The organism is Rhizobium centroccidentale (genome assembly GCF_030182565.1).
GTDB lineage: Bacteria > Pseudomonadota > Alphaproteobacteria > Rhizobiales > Rhizobiaceae > Rhizobium.
Window position 1 is genome coordinate 26,754 of the sequence record NZ_JAQJCG010000009.1, and the last position, 20,486, is coordinate 47,239.

Here is a 20,486-nt window from a genome sequence, read left to right on the forward strand (position 1 = left end):
CTTGCAGTTACCTGAGCGGTGAATAGATAACCGCGACCAGACACAAGCTTGATCATATGCCGCTCAGTATCACCGAGCGCCGTGCGGATTTCGCGAATGCATTGAAACAGGCTGTCTTCCCCGACATAGATCCGGGGCCAGACAGCTTCCATCAGTTCCTGTTTGCCGACAACGCGTCCGTTGTTCGCGACGAGGAACCTCAGCAGTTCAAAAGTCTTTGGGCGCAGCCGGATCGCGGAGCCATCAGGCCCGCGAAGCTCGGCACGATCTGGATCGAGACCGAATCCAGCAAAATAAAGCACCTGCTCCCAATGATCCTCAACTGCACCATCTAAAATATGATGCAATATAAAGAGAGGTTTGTTCGACAGTCAACGTGCCGATGCCGCTATCGATAAAAGGATGACGCCGCTTGCTTGGTCGAGTGGCAAGTTCAAACGGAATTGGCCAAGTGCCAGTTTTTACAACAAAATCATAAATATCAGAAAAATTTCAGAAAATATCAGAACCTTGGCAGGGCCTTATCAGGACCTCGCCGCCTGCTCCAAATATTGTTTGAATAGATAGAGAAAAATTACGGCGGTTGTTCATGAGCTGAGAGGAAGTGCTCAATATCGGCAGGAACTGTAGGGATATTCTTTGTTGCAACCTACGCTTCTTCGGATTGTGCATTCTTCTCGAGCATGATTGTCCCGGAACGGCATAGCAATGCCTGGGCGGCAGCCAGCCGGCAATCTTGAGAGAGCTTTCCATGGGAAAGGTGCTTGATTTTCGGATGCATCGGCCGGCAGGTGGCATATGTTCGAGCCGGGCGTTGCCGGGCGGCGAGGCGGACGGTCTGTTCGAGCCGGTGGTATTTTCCCAAGCCGTCTCACTATTGGCCCGCAGTTTTGTTGCGGTTCACGAGGCTTCGCCACGCACCGCAGCACTTTTCGCAACACAGCAACGCTGGCTCCTTTGCCACGCCGCACTGGGAGATTATTTTCGAACAATTCGCGAGTCCGGAGCAGGACTGACCCGGCGCGGTCTTGGAAATCTCGCTCTGCAATATGCGATTGCCAGCCGCAATACGGCCTATGCTTTCTTTGACGAAGCCTTGCAATATGATGTCGTTCGCCCGATCGTTACTCCCAACGGACTGCCATCGGAGCAGGTAGCGCCGGCGCCATTCACACTGCAGATGCTGGCCCACTGGTATAGCGTACATTTTCAAGCTCTCGATCTCATCGGCGGCGGCGGCAGGACGACCAGATTCCACGCCGAACCGGAGAACCTGCTGGCATTGGTGCAGCCGATTGCGGCGCACGCACTTCTCACGAGTCCCGCAATCCGCAGCCCTGGTCCGCTCTATACGATCTTCACCTGGGCAGATGCCGGCGGACTGCTAATGGACCGGCTGGTCGCCGGAATAGACCCTGAGATGCTGTCGGGGCAAGGCAAGCTCCTGACGGATGTGAGCTCGATTTCCTATCTGGCTCAATCATTCGGTCTGTCGCGAGCCCACACCAGCCGCAAGCTCGCCGCGGCGGAATCGATCGGAGGTGTCGGCTGGAGCGGTCGGCGTGGCCGCTCCCAATTGTGGATCTCGCGCGGCTTCTATGAAGAATATGCGCACGCGCATGCCCGCAAGCTGCTCATCCTAGATGATGCTTTCGCCAATGCGTTGTCGGTTCTGGAGCCGCTCTCCGAAAAGTCGGTGGTGACCGCCGATGGAGGATTGACGGAAGAGTGGGCCTGAAGACCTATTCGCAATTCCAAGGCAGCTTTGCCTTCGGCCTGCTGGCTGCCGTCGTCACAGTCCCCAGATCACCGATTCCTCGTGGCGTTTGATCAGATGACGCAGATCCTGGAAGCCTGCGCGGACGAATTCTGCAAACTGATCGACGGCAGGGGCGCGCGGGGCGTCGATGCGCTTGAGGATCGCCAGCGCGCGTTCCGGATGGGGAATGGTGATGGGCAGCGCGGTGATGGTCTTTTCCTTGCGCTGTGCGAAAACGACACTGTGCGGCATGACGGTCAGCGCATCCGCCGATTTCAGATAATTGATCACACTCATCAGCGAGCCGCCTGTGTAGCGGATTTTGATCTCGGTGGCACCGAAGGAGAGCAGCAGGGCGCGTAAGTCCGCCAGCAACGGACTTCCCGGCGGCGGCGCAATCCATGGATAGTCGAGCAGATGGCTCGGCTGCGGTCGCCGCTTCAAAAGCAGTGGATGGGTTACCCGACAGGCCACGACATTGCGGCCCGGGAGAATTTGCTGGAATTCGAGCCCGGAACCTTCGTCGAGTATGTCGATCGGGCAGATGGCAAGGTCGATCTGATCTGCCTTCAGCGCTGCGCGCAGATCCGGGAAGTAGCCATAGCTTTGATCGATCCGCACGTCGGGATGGCTTGTCTGAAATTCCGCGCACAGTCGGGCAATCAGTGCATCCATAAAGAAGGGCGTGCCGCCGATTCGTACGACGCCGCTCTTGCCGATGCGAAAGCTTTCGACGAGATCGGACGCCTTGCGCGAGGCTGCGAGCATGACGAGACCGTGCTCGGCGAGCGAAAGACCAAGCGGCGTCGGCTGCAATGGCCGACGCCCCTTGATGAAGAGCGGCTCGCCCACGCGCTTCTCCAGCATGGACAAGGTGCGCGAAACGGCAGGCTGCGCCAGGCCAAGCAGCGCTGCCCCTTCCGTAACGCCGCCGGTCTTCACGACCGCTGCAAGTTGGATCAGGTGACGTTCGTCGAATTTCATAACGATCCGTTATATTGTCTTGCAACAAAATCATCAATCCATGCAAATCAGACTGCTAGTATCAATGTCGGATATACGGCGGATCGTGGAGGATGAGCATGGCGGAGCGTGCAAAGGCGCTCACATTCAGCGAGGCGACGTCGGCGGAGGTTTTCTCCGAACGCTTCTCCGCCGGCAGTGACGGCAATCTGTCACGGCTGATCGCTGCCGCCGTCATCCATGTTCATGATCTCATCAAGCAGTTTCGCCCGACCCAGGATGAGTGGCGCAAGGTCATTGCCTTCCTGACAGACGTGGGCCATGCCTCGGACGAGCGGCGACAGGAATGGGTGCTTCTGTCGGATCTCGTCGGCGCGTCGGCGCTGGTCGAGGAAATCAATTCGCGGCGGCCGAAAGCGGCGACGCCGAATACCATTCGCGGACCGTTTTTCCGTAATGATGCGCCAGAAAGGGTATCGGGTTCTTCGATCTCGCTCGACAGTGTCGGCGAGCCGCTGGCGGTGTCCGTACGGGTGCAGGATCTCGATGGCCTGGCGATCGCAGGCGCCGAGGTCGTAACCTGGCAGGCAAATGCCGAGGGCTTTTACGAGAACCAGCAGCCGGATTTGCAGCCGGAACATAATCTGCGTGGCTTGTTTCGCACGGATACCGATGGACGCTTCCATTATCGCTCCGTCATGCCGTCGGGCTACGGCGTGCCGGATGATGGCCCGGTTGGGCGGCTGCTCGCCGAGGCCGGCTATCCGCTGCGCCGCCCGGCGAACCTGCATTTCGTCGTTCGTGCCGAGGGCTTCGAGACGATCACGACCCACATCTACGATGCGAACGACCCACATCTTGGCGAGGATGCCCTTTTCGGGGTGCGGCCTGAGCTCATTGTCTGCTTCGAGCCGGCCGAGATCGATGGACAGCGCGCGAAGGCGGTGAGCCTCACCTTCGTCATGGTGCGAACAAAGCCGGGGAGGGCAGGATGACCCAGGATTTTTCCTATGCGGGCAGCCCCGCCCAGATCGTCTTCGGTGCCGGCAGCCGGAGCCGGGTGGCGGAATGGGTGGCAAAAGCCGGCTGCAAGCGGGCCCTGGTGCTCTCGACGCCGCATCAGAAGGCTGATGCGGAGGCGCTGGCCAAAGAGATCGGGCCGCTTGCCTGCGGCGTCTTCTCAGGCGCGACAATGCACACGCCTGTCGAGGTGACCGAGGCGGCGATGCGGCTGGTGGCGGAAACCGGAGCGGACTGCGTCGTCTCGCTCGGCGGCGGATCGACAACCGGGCTCGGCAAGGCGATTGCCTATCGCACCGATCTTCTCCAGATCGTCATTCCTACGACCTATGCCGGGTCGGAGGTGACGCCGATCCTCGGGCAGACCGAAGGTGGCCGCAAGACGACGGTACGCGATGCCAGGATATTGCCGGAGATCGTGATTTACGATCCGGCGTTGACACTCGGACTGCCGGTCGCCACGAGCGTGACGAGTGGGCTCAACGCCATGGCCCATGCCGTCGAGGGGCTTTATGCGCAAGACCGCAATCCGATTTCGAGCCTGATGGCATTGGAAGGCCTGAGGGCCTTTGCCCGAAGCCTGCCTGTTATCGTCAACGATCCCAAGAACGCAGAGGCGCGCAGCGATGCGCTTTACGGCGCCTGGCTCTGCGGCTCGGTGCTCGGCACGGTCGGCATGGCGTTGCATCACAAGATTTGTCACACGCTCGGCGGCTCCTTCGATACGCCGCATGCCGAAACCCATGCGGTGATGCTGCCGCATACGGCCGCCTTCAATGCCGCAGCCGCGGCATCGGAGCTGGTAGAAGCGGCCGCTATTTTCAGCGGCTCCATCGGTGGTGGGCTCTGGGATTTCGCCAAGGCGATCGGATCGCCATTGTCGCTCAAGGAATTCGGGCTGACGGAAGCCGATCTCGATCGCGCGGCTGCGATCGCTGTCGAGAATCCGTACTGGAATCCGCGACCGATCGATCGGGGTGCGATCCGCCAGCTTCTGCAGGATGCCTGGGAGGGCCGGCGGCCTACGGGCTGAGACATAGGCGCCTGTTGGCGCACTCTTTGGGAGGAGAGGCAATGAGGGGAGGAAACATGTTCACGAGACGCGATTTTCTGAAGACGACGGCAGCCGGCGGCGCGCTGATTGCAAGCTCGGGCCTGCCCATGCCGGCGATTGCCAAGAATGCGGCAATCAAGCTTGGCTATGTCAGCCCACAGACGGGGCCGCTCGCCGCTTTCGGCGAAGCTGACAAGTTCGTCATCGATGCCTTTCTGGCAACGACGAAGGCAAAGGGCCTGAACTACGAGGTCGTGGTCAAGGACAGCCAGTCGAACCCGAACCGCGCTGCCGAGGTCGCAAAGGAGCTGATCGTCGACAGCCAGATCAACCTGATGCTCGTATCCTCGACGCCGGAAACGACCAATCCGGTCTCGACGACCTGCGAGGGCGAGGAAATGCCTTGCATTTCCACGGTCGCGCCGTGGCAGCCCTGGTTCATCGGTCAACAAGGCAATCCGGGCGATCCCGCCTCGTGGAAGCCCTTTAACTATGCCTACCATTTCTTCTGGGGCCTTGAGGATATCATTGCCGTTTACACCGGCATGTGGAGTCAGATCGAGACCAATAAGAAGGTTGGCGGTCTGTTCCCGAACGATGGTGACGGCAATGCCTGGGGCGACAAGTTCGTCGGTTTCCCGCCGGTTCTGGAAAAGCTCGGCTACGGACTGACGGATACCGGCCGCTACCAGAACCTCACGGATGATTTTTCGGCTCAGATCAATGCTTTCAAGCAAGCGAAGACCGATATTTTGACCGGGGTGATGATCCCGCCCGATCTGACCACATTCTGGAACCAGGCCAAGCAGCAAGGCCTAAAGCCGAAGGTCGCCTCGATCGGCAAGGCGCTCCTCTTCCCGCAGACCGTCGAAGCACTGGGAAATGCCGGCCACAATCTCTCGACCGAGGTCTGGTGGACGCCGACGCATCCGTTCAAATCGTCGCTGACGGGCGAGACCGCGGCCGCCGTGGCGGCCGCTTTCACCAAGACAACCGGCCGCCCATGGACCCAGCCCATCGGCTTTGCCCATGCACTGTTCGAGCTTGCCGTCGATGTCATGACGCGGACCGGGGATGCTGATGATGCCCAGGCCGTCGCCAAGGCGATCGGCGAAACCAAGCTCGACACGCTCGTCGGGCCGATCGCCTGGGGCAACGAGAAGCTGCCGCCCTTCGCGCAGAAAAATGTCGCCAAGACACCGCTGGTCGGCGGCCAATGGCGGCTGAAATCCGGCGGTGGCTACGATCTCGTCGTCGTCGAAAACGGGTTGGCGCCCAACGTGCCGCTTGGCGGCAAGCTCGAAGCCCTGGCGTGAGAGGAGGGCTGCCCGGCTTGCCGTCGGGCAGCCTCCAACGGAGAACGACAATGCCCATACTGGAATTGAAGGGAGTTTCGAAATCGTTCGGCGCGCTCGTCGTCGCCGAAGATATCGGTTTCTCCGTGGAGCCTGGCGAGGCGCTCGGAGTCATCGGACCGAACGGCGCCGGCAAATCGACGCTGTTCAATCTTATCAACGGCAATCTCTCCGTCGCCGAAGGATCGATCCAGTTCGACGGCCGCGATGTCACCCATGTGCCGCCGATGCAACGTTGCCTTGCCGGCATGGGCCGCACCTTCCAGATCCCGCAGCCTTTCGAGCGTCTGACTGCCTATGAAAACCTGCTGGTCGCCGGCGCTTTCGGCGCCAAGGCGCGGGAAAGCGATGTCGCTGCTCTCTGTGCCGATATCCTTGTCGATACCGGCCTGATCGCCAAGGCTAATGTGCCGGCGGGATCGCTGACCCTGCTCGAACGCAAGCGGCTGGAGCTTGCCCGCGCGCTCGCCACACAGCCGAAGCTGCTGCTTCTCGACGAGATCGCCGGCGGGCTGACGGAAGGTGAGTGCCGTCAACTTGTCGCGACGATCAAGCGGGTCCATCAGCGCGGCATCGCCGTCATCTGGATCGAGCATGTGCTGCACGCTTTGACGGCAGTGGCGGAGCGTATCCTCGTGCTCAATTTCGGCCGGGTGATCGGCATCGGCAAACCTGACGTGATCATGAACTCGAGCGAGGTGCGCGAGATCTATCTGGGGATGGACGTCTGATGGCGAGCCTTGTCGAAACCCGCGGCCTCATGGCCTCCTATGGCGATTTCCAGGCCGTGCTCGGCGTCGATCTGCATCTCGAAGCCGGCGAGACCATCGCGGTCATGGGAGCGAACGGCGCCGGCAAATCGACGCTAATGCGCTCGATTGCCGGTGTGATCGCCAACCAGCCCGAGATGGTCCTGCATCGCGGCGAGCCGATCGGTGCCCTGGCAGCCTTCGACGTGGTGCGTCGCGGTATCGCGCTCGTGCCGGAGGGGCGAAAGCTGTTTCCGTCGCTGACGGTCGAGGAAAATCTCCAGATCGGCCGTTATGGCCGGCGGGTCGCCGGGCCTTGGACGCTCGACAGCATCTATTCGCTGTTCCCGGTCCTGAAGGAAAGACGGCGCAATCCGGCGACGGCTCTTTCGGGCGGACAGCAGCAGATGGTCGCGATCGGCCGGGCACTGATGTCCAATCCCGAGGTCCTTCTCTGCGACGAGCTGAGCCTCGGCCTCGCGCCCGTGGTCATCAAGGATATCTATGCCGCCTTTTCGCATATCCGCGCGGCGGGTGCGGCCATCGTCATCGTCGAGCAGGATATCGCCCAGGCGCTGAAGGTTGCCGACCGTGTCTATTGCATGATGGAGGGCCGCATCACTTTGACCGGGCGTCCGGCGGAACTCGACCGAGCCGACATCCATGCGGCCTATTTCGGAGCGGACACCCATGAACTGGCTTGATACGCTTCTGCAAGGCGTTTTGCTCGGTGGCCTCTACGCGCTGTTTGCCGCCGGCCTCAGTCTCGTTTTCGGCATCATGCGTCTCGTCAATCTGGCGCATGGCGATCTCATCGTGCTGGCGGCTTTCCTGATCCTGGTGCTTGTCTCATTGCTTGGGCTTAATCCTTTCCTGGCTGCGCTGATCGCAGCTCCCCTGATGTTCGCCGTCGGTTGGCTGCTGCAATATCATCTGCTGAACCGGACCCTCGGCGAGGATATCCTGCCGCCGTTGCTCGTCACCTTCGGCCTGTCGATCGTCATCCAGAACGGTCTTCTGGAAGGTTTTACTGCCGATAGCCGGCGGATCTCCACCGGTGCTTTGGAGACGGCGTCTCTGCAATTCGGCGGCGTCAATGCCGGCCTGATGCCGCTTCTGACCTTTGCCTCGGCCGTCCTCGTCATCGTCGGTCTCAACCAGCTCATCTATCGAACCGAACTCGGTCGCGCCTTTCGCGCCACTTCGGATGATGTGGTGACGGCGAGCCTGATGGGCATTCGGCCGAATTCCATCTTCGCCATCGCGACCGGACTTGCGATGATGATCGTGACTGTCGCAGCCCTCTATCTCGGCATGCGCGCGAATTTCGATCCGACTGCCGGACCGGCACGGCTGATCTACGCTTTCGAAGCCGTCATCATCGGCGGTCTCGGCTCGTTGTGGGGCACGCTTGCCGGTGGTGTCATCCTGGGGGTTGCTCAGACATTCGGCGCGGCGATCAATCCCGAATGGCAGATCCTGGCCGGCCATATCGCCTTCCTGCTCGTGCTGCTCTTCCGGCCGCGCGGCCTTTTTCCTCGGGCGGTGGATTGAGGCGGCGATGACCACAGGTTTCGAAACAATGTCGACCGAAATCGCAGTACCGCCGGACTGGCGGGTGGAAACGCGGACGCGGCTTTCCGGTATCTTCGCCATCCTTTCGCTTGTCGCGATCGTCGTGCTCGCCGCCGCACCCTTCTTGGTGTCGCGCGGTGTCGTGCAGGATCTCTTCTTCATTCTGACCATGCTGGCACTGGCACAGAGCTGGAATCTGCTTGCCGGCTATGCCGGTCTGATCTCGGTGGGACAGCAGCTTTTCGTAGGCTGCGGCGCCTATGCGCTGTTCGGCTTCGTCATTCTTGCCGGTCTCGACCCGATCCTCGCGATTCCGCTCGCCGGGCTTTTCGCCATGCTGATTGCCGCACCAGCCGCCTTTTTCTCCTTCCGGCTTTATGGTCCCTATTTCGCAATCGGCACCTGGGTTATCGCCGAAGTCGGGCGCTTGCTCTTTGCCCAGTGGAAGATGCTGGGCGGTGGAACGGGCACCTCGTTGCCGCGCGAAGCCACCAAGGACATGCTCGCCATCTCCCTACTGCAAAATTGGTTCGGCATGCGTTCCGCTGCCGCGGCCGATGCGCTTGCCTATTGGCTGGCGCTGGTTCTGACTGCGCTGACGATCGGCTTCATCTACCGGCTGCTGCGCAGTAAGCAGGGGCTTGGCCTTGCCGCCGTGCGCGACAATGAGACGGCGGCGCGTGCCCTCGGTGTCGATGCACACCGCCTGAAGATCGTCGTCTATCTGGGGACCGCTTTTGTGACCGGCATGGTCGGCGCCCTCATCTATCTACAGAAGGCGCGCATTTCGCCTGACGCCGCTTTCTCGCTCACCGACTGGACCGCCTATGTCGTCTTCATCGTCGTGATCGGCGGCATCGGCACCATCGAAGGGCCGCTGGTCGGCGTGCTCGTCTTCTTCCTGCTGCAGAATGCCTTTTCGAGCTACGGCTCCTGGTATCTCCTAGCGCTCGGCGCGCTCGCCATCGTCACGATGCTGTTTGCGCCACGAGGCCTCTGGGGGCTCATATCCAGCCGCACCGGTTGGGAACTCTTTCCGGTCCGCCGCCTGCTGAGAGGCGGATCAACGCTACATGATGAAAAGGGAGGGCCAAATGGCTGACATCACCACCGACGTTCTGATCATCGGTACGGGGCCTGCCGGCTCGGCGACCGCAGCGCTGCTTGCGACCTACGGCCTTGAGCCGATGGTGATCAACCGTTATCGCTGGCTGGCAAGCACGCCGCGCGCGCACATCACCAACCAGCGCACGATGGAGGTTCTGCGCGATCTCGGCCGCGACGTGGAGGAGGAGGCCTATCTCTTCGCAGTCGAACAGGATCTGATGGGTCAGAACGTCTTCTGTACAGCGGTTGCGGGTGAGGAAATCGGCCGCATGCAGAGCTGGGGCAACCATCCGCTGTCGCGTGCCGAACACCTTCTTTCATCGCCCACTCACATGAACGATCTGCCGCAGACCTATATGGAGCCGCTCCTGTTCAAGACGGCGTGCTCGCGCGGCGCGCAGGCGCGCATGTCCACGGAATATTTGAGCCATGTTCAGGACGTGGAAGGCGTCACCACGACCTGTCTTGATCGGCTGACCGGCAAGGAGCTGACTATCCGCTCGAAATTCCTGATCGGCGCGGATGGCGGCAATTCCAAGGTGGCGGAGCATGCCGGCCTGACTTTCGAAGGCAAGATGGGCGTGGCTGGTTCTATGAATATCCTGTTCGAGGCAGATCTTTCGCGTTACGTCGCCCACCGGCCCTCGGTACTCTATTGGGTGCTGCAGCCTGGTGCTGACGTCGGCGGCATCGGCATGGGTCTGGTGCGCATGGTGCGGCCATGGAACGAATGGCTGATCGTCTGGGGCTACGATATCAACCAGCCGGCGCCTCAGGTTGATGATGCCTTTGCTACCAAGGTGGTACGCGAACTGGTCGGCGTTGCCGATCTCAAGCCGAAGATCAAATCCGTCTCGACCTGGACGGTGAACAATATGTACGCCACGACCATGTCGAAGGGCCGGGTGTTCTGCATGGGCGATGCCACCCATCGCCATCCGCCCTCGAACGGCCTCGGCTCCAACACGTCTATCCAGGATGGCTTCAATCTTGCCTGGAAGCTCGCGCTGGTGCTTAAGGGCCGGGCCGGCATGCGCCTGCTCGACAGTTATCAGGCGGAGCGCGCGCCGGTCGCCAAGCAGATCGTTACCCGTGCCAACAAGTCGATCGAGGAATTTGGGCCGATCTTCAAGTCGCTCGGCCTGCTCGATTCCGTCGATCCGGTGAAGATGCAGCAGAACATGGATGCGCGCTGCGATGACACGGCCGATGCCGAGCGTCAGCGCACGGCAATTCGCGAGGCGATTGCCTACAAGGTCTATGAGTTCGACGCGCATGGTGTGGAGATGAACCACCGCTATGCCTCGAACGCTGTCGTCAAGGACGACCAGCCGGAACCCGCTTTCGAGAAGGATGCGGAACTGCATTTCCAGCCGACGACGTGGCCGGGTGCGCGACTGCCGCATGCCTGGCTGTTCAACGACAGCGGCGAGAAGGTGTCGAGCCTCGATCTGACCGGCCACGGTGTCTTCACGGTGTTGACCGGCATCGGCGGCGACAGCTGGGTCGCGGCGGCAAAGACGCTGGCGAAAGAGTTCGGCCTGCCGATTACCGTTCATAAGATCGGCCCGCGGCAGGAGTGGCAGGACCTGACGGGAGACTGGGCGCGCGCCCGCGAAATCCGCGATGCGGGCGTATTACTCGTGCGTCCTGACCATCACGTCGCCTGGCGCTCGCACGCGGCGGTCGCTGACCCGGAACGCGAGCTTCGCCGTGTGCTGACGACAATTCTGGATCTGTGAGGCAATCATGAGCGTAGAAGAGAACGGCTATTTCACCGAGGAAAATTCCGTCGAAGTGGTCACCGGCCGCAATGCTAATACCACGGATGTGCGGCTGAAGCAGGTGATGGAGGTCGTCACACGCAAGCTGCATGAGGCGGTGAAGGAGCTGGAGCCGACACAGGACGAGTGGATGGAGGCGATCTTCTTTCTCACCCGCACCGGCCATACCTGCACCGACTGGCGGCAGGAATTCATTCTGCTATCGGATGTGCTCGGCGTCTCGATGCTGGTCGACGCGATCAACAACCGCAAGCCGTCGGGCGCCTCGGAAAGCACGGTACTTGGCCCCTTCCATGTCGCCGATGCGCCGGAGCTGCCGATGGGCGCCAATATCTGCCTCGACCAGAAGGGTGAGGACATGGTGATCAGCGGCCGCATTCTCGATACCAAGGGCAGGCCGATCGAAAACGCGGTGCTCGACGTCTGGCAGGCCAATGACGAAGGCTTCTACGATGTCCAGCAGAAGGGTATCCAGCCAGATTTCAACCTGCGCGGCATTTTCCGCACCGGCAAGGACGGGCACTACTGGTTCCGGGCGGTGAAGCCGAAATATTATCCGATCCCGGATGATGGTCCTGTGGGTCAATTGCTCGCCGCACTCGGCCGTCATCCGTACCGACCGGCCCATCTGCACTACATCATCAAGGCGGATGGTTTTGAGACGCTGACGACCCATATCTTCGATCCAGACGATCCCTATATCCATTCCGATGCGGTGTTCGGTGTCAAGGAGAGCCTGCTTGCCGAGTTCAAGCGGACGGATGATGCCGTCCGAGCCAAAAAACTGGGTTTCCGGGGCGCGTTCTGGCAGGTCGAGCACGATTTCGTGCTGGCGCCGGAACGGAAGTGAAACTAGAGCGTGATGCCGAAAAGTGTAGGCGGTTTTCGGACGACATCACGCTCTACTTCTTTGATGCTAGAGCGGATTCAGATTTTAGGTCGATTCGACCTAAAATCATCCAGCTCTAGGCGATAAGCGATCGTGGCGCTCTGCCATGGGTGCTGCGATCGCCCGAATTTACTTATGGAAATTCTTCATGATCCGGTACTGACGCGCAATTCTTCAATACAACCTCAGAATAATCGGAAAGTAAGCTTTCCCGAATAGATGTAGTTCCGAGGCCTCCTCACATAAGGAGGAGCGCGTCGGCAATTCCTCTCCCTAAAGAGGCTCTGTCGCGCGTTCCAGATTCAAACAGTATACGACCTCAGCGTTAGTCCGCCTTTGTATGGCGGGGATCTACAAAAGCCGGGATTGGTCGGTGAATGCAATCATTAAGATTGTATGTGCGTATCTTTCAAATCACCATCTGTGCTTGATCATAATTACATAACACTTTATATAACAATTTATGTAAATTGAGGAGTGGAGGTCGATTTGACTGAAGATATTGTGAGGGCGATGGGCTTCCTCTGTCTCGGCAGCCGGTTTCGCCGGATCGGCGAGCGTCTGCAGGCCGACACGCAGCAGATCATGGAGGAGCTGGACGTCTCTCTGCAGTCTGCCCAGTATCCGTTTCTTGCAGCCATCGATCGTGCCGGGCCGCTGACGATCGGCGAACTTGCCCAGGCTGTCGGTATCACCCAGCCGGGCGCGACGCGCACCGTCTCACAGCTTCTGGAGTTGGGCTATGTCGACATGCAGGCCTCGACCGAAGATCAGCGTCGCCGTCTGATCTCTCTGACTTCCAAGGGACAGGAACTTATCGATTATTCGAAAAAATCCGTCTGGCCGCGCATAGAGCAGGCGGTCCGTGAGCTCTGCGGCGATCTTTCCGGGCCGATATTGCAACAACTGGCCGCAATCGAGGATGGGTTGGCCGAAGCTCCGCTCAAGCGACGCGGCAACCTCGGCAAGGAGCAGCAATGATGAGCCACATTCTCGACCGCCCGATCTGGAGTGCCCTTGAAACCGCCCACGCCTCATTGGCTGAGGGCGGCCCGCTTGCGCGCCGCTATCCGCCTTCCATCGTGCCCTTTGCGGCGTCCGCGGACAATTCGACCGAAAGTCTCCAAGCCCTGGCAAAGCTGCCCTTGGGAGAGGAGGTCATGGCGATCGTCGAGGCGGAGCCCATCATCGTTCCGGAAGGGTTGGTGACCCTTTCCAGTGCCACGCTTGTGCAGATGATCGCGCAGCGCCCTTCCGAGCGGATCTCGGATCGCCGGATCGAGCCGCTGACGGAGACCGATGCTGCGGACATGCTGGCGCTTGCCACGCTCACGAAGCCCGGCCCCTTCACGCTGCGCGCGCAGAGCCTCGGCTCTTTCTGGGGGGTGAAAATCGACGGGCGCCTCGTCGCCATGGCGGGCCAGCGCATGCGCCAGACCGGATTTGCCGAGCTTAGCGGCCTCTGCACCCATCCTGATTTTCAGGGACGAGGCCTCGGCACTTTGCTCTTCCGTTTCGTGGCTGGTGAGATCGCAGCTCGAGGTGAAACCGCTTATCTGCACGCTTACACCACGAACGCCCCCGCAATTGCGCTCTATGAAGCGATGGGCTTTCGCCTCCGCTCTGAGATGAACCTCTGCGTCGTCAAACGGCGGGCGGTTTGATTTTCCTTTGTCGCAGTAAGGGCGATCACTGCTGCTGCAGCGCGAGCCTCAGGCCTAATGCCATATAGATCGTGCCTATGACCTTTCCCTGCCATCGGCCGATGGTACGGTTGCGGCGCAGCCAGCCACCGATCGAGCCGGCACCGACCGCCAGAAGCGAGGTCACGCCGATGCTGAGGATGACGAAGATCGCTCCCAGCAGCGCGAATTGCCCGATGACGGACCCGCTTTCCGGATGGATGAACTGCGGCAGGAAGGCCAGGAAGAAAAGCGCTGTCTTCGGGTTGAGGATCTCGGTGAAGAAACCCTGCCGAAACGCGCGCATGGGAGTAATAGCCTGAGCAGTCGGCAGGTCGATGCTACCGCTTTTCTCGACAAAAGCCTTGAAACCCAGATAGATCAGATAGATGACACCGGCATATTTGACGATCTCGAATGCCAGCGCGGATGTGGCCAGCAATGCCGACAATCCGAAGGTCGCCATCATCGTATGGAAGAGATCGCCGGCGGCGATTCCAACGCCGGTTGCCAATCCCACGCGCTTGCCACCACTGACCGCCCTGGCGAGCGTGAGCAACGTGGCAGGCCCTGGAATGACCATCAGGCCAAATACCACCAATATATAAGTCGTCAAAACACCGAGGCTGATCATCGATCTCTCTGAAGTTGGGTGCCGTCGCAAAGTCCCCGCTACATGGAAACCTTGTATCCGTTGTTAGCTGGCTTGAAGACTAATCGTTTTAGGGATCGTTGCAACAACCATGTCGAGTTGCGGTCGGCAATGTCCGCTGCCGGCGATCCGGCCTCTTTCGGCGATCTGGGCTTTCTATCGGCTGTTCTATTCCTCCAGCATTGCCACCTGGTCTATAGTATGGGGTTTCAAGGTTTAGTGCTTCACAATGGAGTTTGAAATTGAGCACTGCGTTCATGAAGGAAGAAAGCGCTGAAACGGCCGCGGAAACCGTATTGCCCGATCGGCCGATTTCTCCGCATCCGAACCGCGTCACCGACGCCGGCCTGAAGGCTCTGGAATCGCAGCTTCAGGACGCGCGCAAAGCCTATGAAGCAGCAAACGCAATCGAGGATATCAACGAACGCCGACGGCAGACAGCTATTCCATTGCGCGATGCACGCTATTTCGCGGAAAGGGTTCGCACCGCCGAAGTCATGCCGGCGCCAGTCTCCTCTGAGGTCGTCGCTTTTGGAAGCACGGTTACCTACAGCCGTGAGGACGGCCGCGTGCAAAAATATCGCATCGTCGGAGAGGACGAGGCCGATCCCAAGGCGGGATCGATTTCCTACGTCTCGCCAGTCGCAAGATTGCTGATGGGAAAGACGGTTGGCGACGTCCTGACCCTTGGCAAGGAGGAGCTGGAGATCACGGCGATCGAATAGCGGTTTTTCCGCGCGCCCTCTTTCTGCGCATGCCTGCGGTGTTCGATCAATGCGCCGGTTCGAACGGCGTTGCGATCGCGACCCTCGATGGTGCCACCTGAAAATCTGCCGGCAGCATCCGGTGATAGGCGAGCATGAGCTGGCAGGCGCTACGCGCGTCATGGCGCAGATCGTGATGGATAACGAAGGTGATCTCGCCGGCGGCGAGCAGCCGGATATTGTCCTGATCGAGATCATGGGCGGCAAAGACCGTGCATTCGCGCCGGGCCTCGGTAAAGGCTTTCAAGATGGCACGATTGCCACCGCCGGCCGAATAGACCGCGCGGATGTCCGGCTCGCGTTCCAGCGCGTCGCGGACGAGCAGTTCCGTCGTGCGGTCGACGCCGAACCCTTCGGAAATTCGGACGACCGAAAGATGGGGGAAACGCTCCGCAAGCACATCGCGAAATCCGCGCTCACGCTCGTCCTCGCCGGCAAAAAGGCTGCTCGACAATGTCACCAACACTTTGCCCGCTCGTTCGCCGGCCATGCGGCCGAGCAGATAGGCGGCGGTCGAACCGGCCACACGATTGTCCATGCCGACATAGCCGATACGGGAGTTTTCCGGCAGGTCGGTCACCAGTGTAACAACCGGGATCTTTGCTGCCATGAGTTGGGCAGCGAAATCGGCAATGGCCGGCGTCGACGCGGCCTTGAGCACGACACCATGGCTGCCGCGCCGGCGTATAGCACGCAGGATGGATAGAAGCTCGGCCTCGCTCATCGTCTCGGCCACATGAAAGCGCGCGGCAAATGATGCGGGCCGCATGCCGGGCAATTCAGCCTCGAAGGCGTCGCGGACGGCCGCTGAGAAGCGCTGCGGCGTATCCATAACGACATCGATGACGAGACGCCGCCCTGCCAAGCCCGATTGTACATATTGCCGCTCCAGCTCGGCAATCGCCGCTGCGACCCGCGTGCGGGTCACGGCGCGGACGCCTTGGCGTTCATGCATGACCCGGTCGACCGTCGCGAGGCTGAGACCAGCCTGCAGCGCGATGTCTTTCAATGGGAAAGGCGATTTCAAGGCTGTTCTTTCTGAGGTGTTTTTGAGGGGTTTTATCTCTTTCTCATAAGTCCGACCGAGACTAGGATCAACCTCATAAGTCCAACGTCACTTTGGGAGGAGAACACCATGGACGCTCAGACGCTCGCCAGCCGACGAAGCCAAAAGGTTTGGTTGTCGGCCGATTGCGGCAATTTCGATACTTTCAAAGGTCTGGTCGAAAAGACCGCCAATCTGGCGGACTGGCCATTGGCGGCGGGGATCGAGAAAAACATGCTCATCTATGATGGCGACAAGGTTCGCAGCGCCGTCGGGGATGAAGACGAACGTCGCGCCCTGATGGCCGAGTGGGTAGAAGCCTTTACCTCAGGTCCCGGCATCGTCGTCATCAAGAACGCCATGCCGGATACGGCAGTCGTCGATCGCGCGACTGCCGTGTTCGAAGCCATCGTCCGCGAGGAAAAAGAGAAGGGTAAGGGGGCCGGCGATCATTTCGCCAAGCCCGGCGCCAATGATCGCATATGGAATGCGCTGGAAAAACACTGCCTGGCGGATCCGGAAAATTTTGCCCGCTATTATGCCTCGACGGCGGTCGCCATGGTGTCGGAGGCCTGGCTCGGCGTCGGCTATCAGATGACGGCGCAGATGAACCGGGTCAATCCCGGCGGCACCGCGCAGAAGCCGCATCGCGACTATCATCTCGGCTTCATGTCGCCGCAGCAGATGCAGGCTTATCCCGGCCATATCCATGCGGTTTCGCCGCTCTTGACACTGCAGGGAGCGGTCGCGCATTGCGACATGCCGCTCGAAAGCGGGCCGACGCTGTTCCTGCCCTATTCGCAGACCTTCTTCGAAGGCTACATCGCCTTCGGCAGGCCGGAATTTCAGGCCTATTTCGCCGAACATCACGTGCAACTACCGCTGGAAAAGGGTGATGCCGTCTTCTTCAATCCGGCCGTCATGCATGGTGCCGGCAACAATGTCTCGAAGGACATCTACCGCATGGCGAACCTCCTGCAGGTATCCTCGGCCTTCGGGCGCGCAATGGAGAGCGTCAATCGCAGCCGCATGTCGGTGACGGTCTATCCGGCGCTTGTCGCCGCTCTCGATGCCGGTACGCTGAACCGGGCAGAGGCTGCCAACGTCATTGCATCGACCGCTGAGGGATATGCCTTCCCGACCAATCTCGACAGCGATCCGCCGGTCGGGGGTCTCGCGCCGAAAACCCAGGCGCAGATCATGGCTGAGGCGATCGATGCCGGGACGGACGCGAAGCGATTTGCCGAGCTGATCGCCGCCCACGCCACACGCAGGGAGGCTTGAGACCCGATGAGCCGACTGGATGGAAAATTTGCCGTCGTAACCGGTGGCACGCAGGGGCTGGGCGCGGAAGTCGCGCGTCTCTTTGCCGAGCGGGGCGCTGCCGGCCTGACGATCTGCGGCCGCAGTACCGCCAAGGGCGAGGCCAAGGCACGGGAGATCGGTGACCGCTACAAAATACCGGTCGCCTTCGTCACGGCCGATCTCGGTAAGGTCGAGGATTGCCGTAAAGTCATCGCGACCGCGGTCGAAAAGTTCGGTCGCATCGACGCTCTCGTCAATGTCGCCGCCATCACCGACCGCGGTACCATTCTCGACACCGATCCGGAGTTGTTCGACCGGATGTTCGCCGTGAATGTGCGCGCGCCCTTCTTCCTGATGCAGGACGCGATCAAGAACATGATCGCCAATGGCATCGAAGGAACGATCGTCAATATTTCTTCGATGTCGGCGATGGCCGGCCAGCCCTTCATCAGCGCCTATTGCTCTTCCAAGGGCGCGCTGGATACGCTGACCCGCAATACAGCCTTCTCCCTGCTCAGGAACCGCATCAGGGTCAACGCGCTTAATATCGGCTGGATGTCGAGCGATGGCGAGGATCGCATTCAACGCGAATATCATGGCGCCGCCGAAGATTGGCTGGCAAAAGCCGCTGCCGAGCAGCCGTTCGGCCGGCTGGTCGATCCTGCCGAGGTCGCACGCGCCGTCGCCTTCCTGTCATCGGAGGAATCCGGCTTGATGACAGGCGCCACGATCAATTTCGATCAGTCGATCTGGGGCGCCTATGAAGGGTCGCCGCATCCGGAGAAAGCGATGCAAGTCACGCAGATTGGCGGGAGGGAAATACCCTCCCGCTGATGGGCAGGCTGCTTGCCGGCGCGAAATGCCAACTGGCTTTCTCCGTGGCTCAGAAACCCTTGATCGTTCCGTCAGACCAGACCATCTTGCCGCCGCGGATCGTGCTGCGCACGCGCGGCACCCGGCCGCGTTCTGCGATCACGAGATCGGCGCGTAGCCCCTCGGCGATGCGGCCGCGATCATTCAGGCCGAGCGCTTTTGCCGGGTTGGCGCTTGCCAATGCCGCCGAGGCGGGAAGGCCGCCCTTGCCGATTTCCGCAAGCGCGATCACAGCAGGCAGAATGGCCGAGGGGTGATAGTCGCTCGCAAGGATATCGAGCACGCCGGCTTCATAGGCTTCCCGCGCGGAAAGATTGCCGGAATAGGAAAGGCCGCGCACCGCATTCGGCGCGCCCATGGCCGTCGCCAATCCCAGTCGCCTTGCTTCGGTGGCCGTCGCGATATTGATCGGAAACTCGCTGATTGCAGCGCCGAGGCTATGCAGAAGTGCTGCCTTCTCGACGGTGTCGTCATCGTGGGAGGCAAGCACGACGCCATGCTCGCGGGCCAGCTCCGCCAGGCTGTTGATGATGTCCATGCTGTCGCCATGCTCGGAGCGGGCCGCCATGCGCTGTTTCACGAGTTCTGCCGCCTGCGCCTCGCTGATCTTCTTGGCCTTTGCCGTATTGGCGATATGCAGCTCGATATCGCGATATTGTCCCTGGCCCGGCGTATGATCCATCAGCGAAATCAGGTGCAGCGCGCCGGCGTCGATCAGGGTCTTTGCCTCTTTCAATGCAGGCAGGAACGTCACTTCGAAGCGGCCATGGATGCGGTGGTCGATCAAAAGCTCCTCCCGCATCGATGCGAGCTTTTCGATCATCGCATGGGTATGCTCTATGGAGCGGACATGACCGTAAGTTGCCGGGGTGAAGGCGACAGCCGCGTAGGCTGTCGTCACGCCGTTGGCGGCGAGCATCTTGTCGAGGTCGTAGACGCCGAGTTCGAGCGGCAAGCGGACATTGACGCGCGGCTCCACGCATTTTTCGATCATATCGCCATGCATGTCGACAAAGCCGGGCAGCAGAAACCGGCCGTGCCCGTCCACTTCCGCTCCTTCGACAGGCCGCTCGCTGATTTCAGCGATCAGTCCATCTTCGATCCTGATAGCGCCGCGCTCGACCACGCGATCCTGTAATATAATTTCGAAATTACTCAGCCACATCGTCTTGCTCGTCCTCGATCTTGATGGCTTCCAGATGAAGTTCCCGGTCGATCAATGCCTTTACATCGTCCGGATGGTGAAAGACACCGATCATCGCGACGCCGGACGCTTTGAGCTGTGTCAGTCTTTCGACCAGTGCGCGGCGGGCGGAATAGTCGAGCGAAGCGGTCGGTTCGTCGAGCAGCAGTAGGCGCTGCGGCAGGATGAGCGCGCGGGCCAGATTGACCTTCTGCTGCTCGCCGCCGGAGAAGGTTGAGGGATAGGCTGACCAGAGCTGTTTCTTCACGCCGAAAGCGTCGAGCCAGCGCCGCGCCTCGGTCAGGGCTTCGGTATGCGATGCGCCGGCAAGCCTTAGCGGTTCGGCGACAATCTCCTCGGCGGCGACGCGAGGACGCGCATTTAGGAACTGGGTGACGAAGCCGATTTCGCGGCGGCGCAGCACGGCAATGTCGACATCCGCCGCCGTCGCGAGATCGATGATCCCTTCCTGCGTGTGATAATAGACGTGGCCGGCGCGCGGCAGGTAAGAGCGGTAGAGCGTGCGCAGCAGCGTCGATTTGCCAGCGCCGTTCTCGCCCTTGAGCAGGATGAATTCACCCGCATTCAGGTCGAATTCGATATTCTCGAAGGCAAACAGCGTGCGCTTGAGGTGATGCATTTCAAATTGCTTCGAAAGGCCCTGGACGCGCAGCACCGGAGATTTGGCCTGTCTGGCGGAAACCTGAATATTCATCTCTAGCGTTTC

General features: G+C 60.4%; 20 protein-coding genes and 1 pseudogene. 15 read left to right on the plus strand and 6 right to left on the minus strand.

Going from position 1 to position 20,486, the window contains the following annotated elements:
• Positions 1-80: 80 nt before the first annotated feature.
• Positions 81-302: pseudogene (locus PH562_RS13805) on the minus strand (winged helix-turn-helix domain-containing protein); the annotation flags it as partial.
• Between the two features lie 449 nt (positions 303-751).
• On the opposite strand from PH562_RS13805, the gene PH562_RS13810 reads away from it, so the two are divergent.
• Positions 752-1,738 carry a hypothetical protein gene (locus tag PH562_RS13810; protein ID WP_285173672.1) on the plus strand — a complete coding sequence of 329 codons (987 nt, stop codon included), beginning with the start codon at positions 752-754 and terminating at the stop codon, positions 1,736-1,738.
• 54 nt (positions 1,739-1,792) lie between these two features.
• Here the strand turns inward: PH562_RS13810 and PH562_RS13815 are convergent, their stop codons facing one another.
• A complete protein-coding gene (locus tag PH562_RS13815; RefSeq protein WP_285173673.1) occupies positions 1,793-2,743 on the minus strand; it encodes a LysR family transcriptional regulator in 951 nt (316 codons plus the stop codon).
• A gap of 98 nt (positions 2,744-2,841) precedes the next feature.
• Here PH562_RS13815 and PH562_RS13820 point away from each other — a divergent pair, with 98 nt between their 5' ends.
• The 11 genes from PH562_RS13820 to PH562_RS13870 all read left to right on the plus strand — a co-directional run bounded on the left by PH562_RS13820 (position 2,842) and on the right by PH562_RS13870 (position 13,919).
• The gene (locus tag PH562_RS13820) at positions 2,842-3,717 is read left to right on the plus strand and encodes a dioxygenase family protein (protein ID WP_285173674.1); all 876 of its coding nucleotides are present in this window, start codon (positions 2,842-2,844) and stop codon (positions 3,715-3,717) included.
• Positions 3,714-4,775, plus strand: coding sequence for a maleylacetate reductase (locus PH562_RS13825; protein WP_285173675.1), 1,062 nt, complete (start codon positions 3,714-3,716; stop codon positions 4,773-4,775). Before PH562_RS13820 ends, PH562_RS13825 begins: the two co-directional genes overlap by 4 nt.
• Positions 4,776-4,831: 56 nt before the next feature.
• A complete protein-coding gene (locus tag PH562_RS13830) occupies positions 4,832-6,112 on the plus strand; it encodes an ABC transporter substrate-binding protein (protein ID WP_285173676.1) in 1,281 nt (426 codons plus the stop codon).
• 50 nt (positions 6,113-6,162) lie between these two features.
• Positions 6,163-6,882: an ABC transporter ATP-binding protein gene (locus PH562_RS13835; RefSeq protein WP_285173677.1), complete on the plus strand. Its 720-nt coding sequence runs from the start codon at positions 6,163-6,165 to the stop codon at positions 6,880-6,882.
• Positions 6,882-7,604, plus strand: a complete 723-nt coding sequence (locus PH562_RS13840; protein ID WP_285173678.1) for an ABC transporter ATP-binding protein — start codon at positions 6,882-6,884, stop codon at positions 7,602-7,604. Before PH562_RS13835 ends, PH562_RS13840 begins: the two co-directional genes overlap by 1 nt.
• Positions 7,591-8,454: a branched-chain amino acid ABC transporter permease gene (locus PH562_RS13845; RefSeq protein ID WP_113228596.1), complete on the plus strand. Its 864-nt coding sequence runs from the start codon at positions 7,591-7,593 to the stop codon at positions 8,452-8,454. The genes PH562_RS13840 and PH562_RS13845 overlap by 14 nt, the downstream gene beginning before the upstream one ends.
• Before the next feature lie 7 nt (positions 8,455-8,461).
• Positions 8,462-9,577, plus strand: a complete 1,116-nt coding sequence (locus PH562_RS13850) for a branched-chain amino acid ABC transporter permease (RefSeq protein ID WP_285173679.1) — start codon at positions 8,462-8,464, stop codon at positions 9,575-9,577.
• Complete coding sequence (locus PH562_RS13855) at positions 9,570-11,324, plus strand: FAD-dependent oxidoreductase (protein WP_285173680.1); 1,755 nt, start codon at positions 9,570-9,572, stop codon at positions 11,322-11,324. The genes PH562_RS13850 and PH562_RS13855 overlap by 8 nt, the downstream gene beginning before the upstream one ends.
• Before the next feature lie 7 nt (positions 11,325-11,331).
• Complete coding sequence (locus tag PH562_RS13860; protein WP_285173681.1) at positions 11,332-12,216, plus strand: intradiol ring-cleavage dioxygenase; 885 nt, start codon at positions 11,332-11,334, stop codon at positions 12,214-12,216.
• A 528-nt stretch (positions 12,217-12,744) separates the two neighbouring features.
• Entirely contained in the window at positions 12,745-13,236 is a 492-nt protein-coding gene (locus PH562_RS13865) for a MarR family winged helix-turn-helix transcriptional regulator (RefSeq protein WP_285173682.1), read from the plus strand.
• Complete coding sequence (locus tag PH562_RS13870) at positions 13,236-13,919, plus strand: GNAT family N-acetyltransferase (RefSeq protein WP_285173841.1); 684 nt, start codon at positions 13,236-13,238, stop codon at positions 13,917-13,919. Before PH562_RS13865 ends, PH562_RS13870 begins: the two co-directional genes overlap by 1 nt.
• A 25-nt stretch (positions 13,920-13,944) precedes the next feature.
• On the opposite strand, the gene PH562_RS13875 is transcribed toward PH562_RS13870, so the two are convergent.
• Positions 13,945-14,571, minus strand: coding sequence for a LysE family translocator (locus PH562_RS13875; protein WP_174718638.1), 627 nt, complete (start codon positions 14,569-14,571; stop codon positions 13,945-13,947).
• A 260-nt stretch (positions 14,572-14,831) separates the two neighbouring features.
• On the opposite strand from PH562_RS13875, the gene greA reads away from it, so the two are divergent.
• A complete protein-coding gene (gene greA, locus PH562_RS13880; protein WP_285173683.1) occupies positions 14,832-15,314 on the plus strand; it encodes a transcription elongation factor GreA in 483 nt (160 codons plus the stop codon).
• A gap of 46 nt (positions 15,315-15,360) precedes the next feature.
• Here the strand turns inward: greA and PH562_RS13885 are convergent, their stop codons facing one another.
• A complete protein-coding gene (locus tag PH562_RS13885; protein WP_285173684.1) occupies positions 15,361-16,380 on the minus strand; it encodes a LacI family DNA-binding transcriptional regulator in 1,020 nt (339 codons plus the stop codon).
• Positions 16,381-16,488: 108 nt separating this feature from the next.
• Here PH562_RS13885 and PH562_RS13890 point away from each other — a divergent pair, with 108 nt between their 5' ends.
• Both PH562_RS13890 and PH562_RS13895 read left to right on the plus strand, forming a co-directional pair.
• On the plus strand, positions 16,489-17,682 hold the full coding sequence (locus PH562_RS13890; protein ID WP_285173685.1) for a phytanoyl-CoA dioxygenase family protein: 1,194 nt from the start codon (positions 16,489-16,491) through the stop codon (positions 17,680-17,682).
• A gap of 6 nt (positions 17,683-17,688) precedes the next feature.
• A complete protein-coding gene (locus tag PH562_RS13895; protein ID WP_285173686.1) occupies positions 17,689-18,537 on the plus strand; it encodes an SDR family oxidoreductase in 849 nt (282 codons plus the stop codon).
• Positions 18,538-18,586: 49 nt separating this feature from the next.
• On the opposite strand, the gene PH562_RS13900 is transcribed toward PH562_RS13895, so the two are convergent.
• Positions 18,587-19,741, minus strand: a complete 1,155-nt coding sequence (locus tag PH562_RS13900; RefSeq protein ID WP_285173687.1) for an alpha-D-ribose 1-methylphosphonate 5-triphosphate diphosphatase — start codon at positions 19,739-19,741, stop codon at positions 18,587-18,589.
• Complete coding sequence (locus PH562_RS13905) at positions 19,728-20,474, minus strand: phosphonate C-P lyase system protein PhnL (protein WP_285173688.1); 747 nt, start codon at positions 20,472-20,474, stop codon at positions 19,728-19,730. Before PH562_RS13905 ends, PH562_RS13900 begins: the two co-directional genes overlap by 14 nt.
• Positions 20,475-20,486 lie beyond the last annotated feature (12 nt).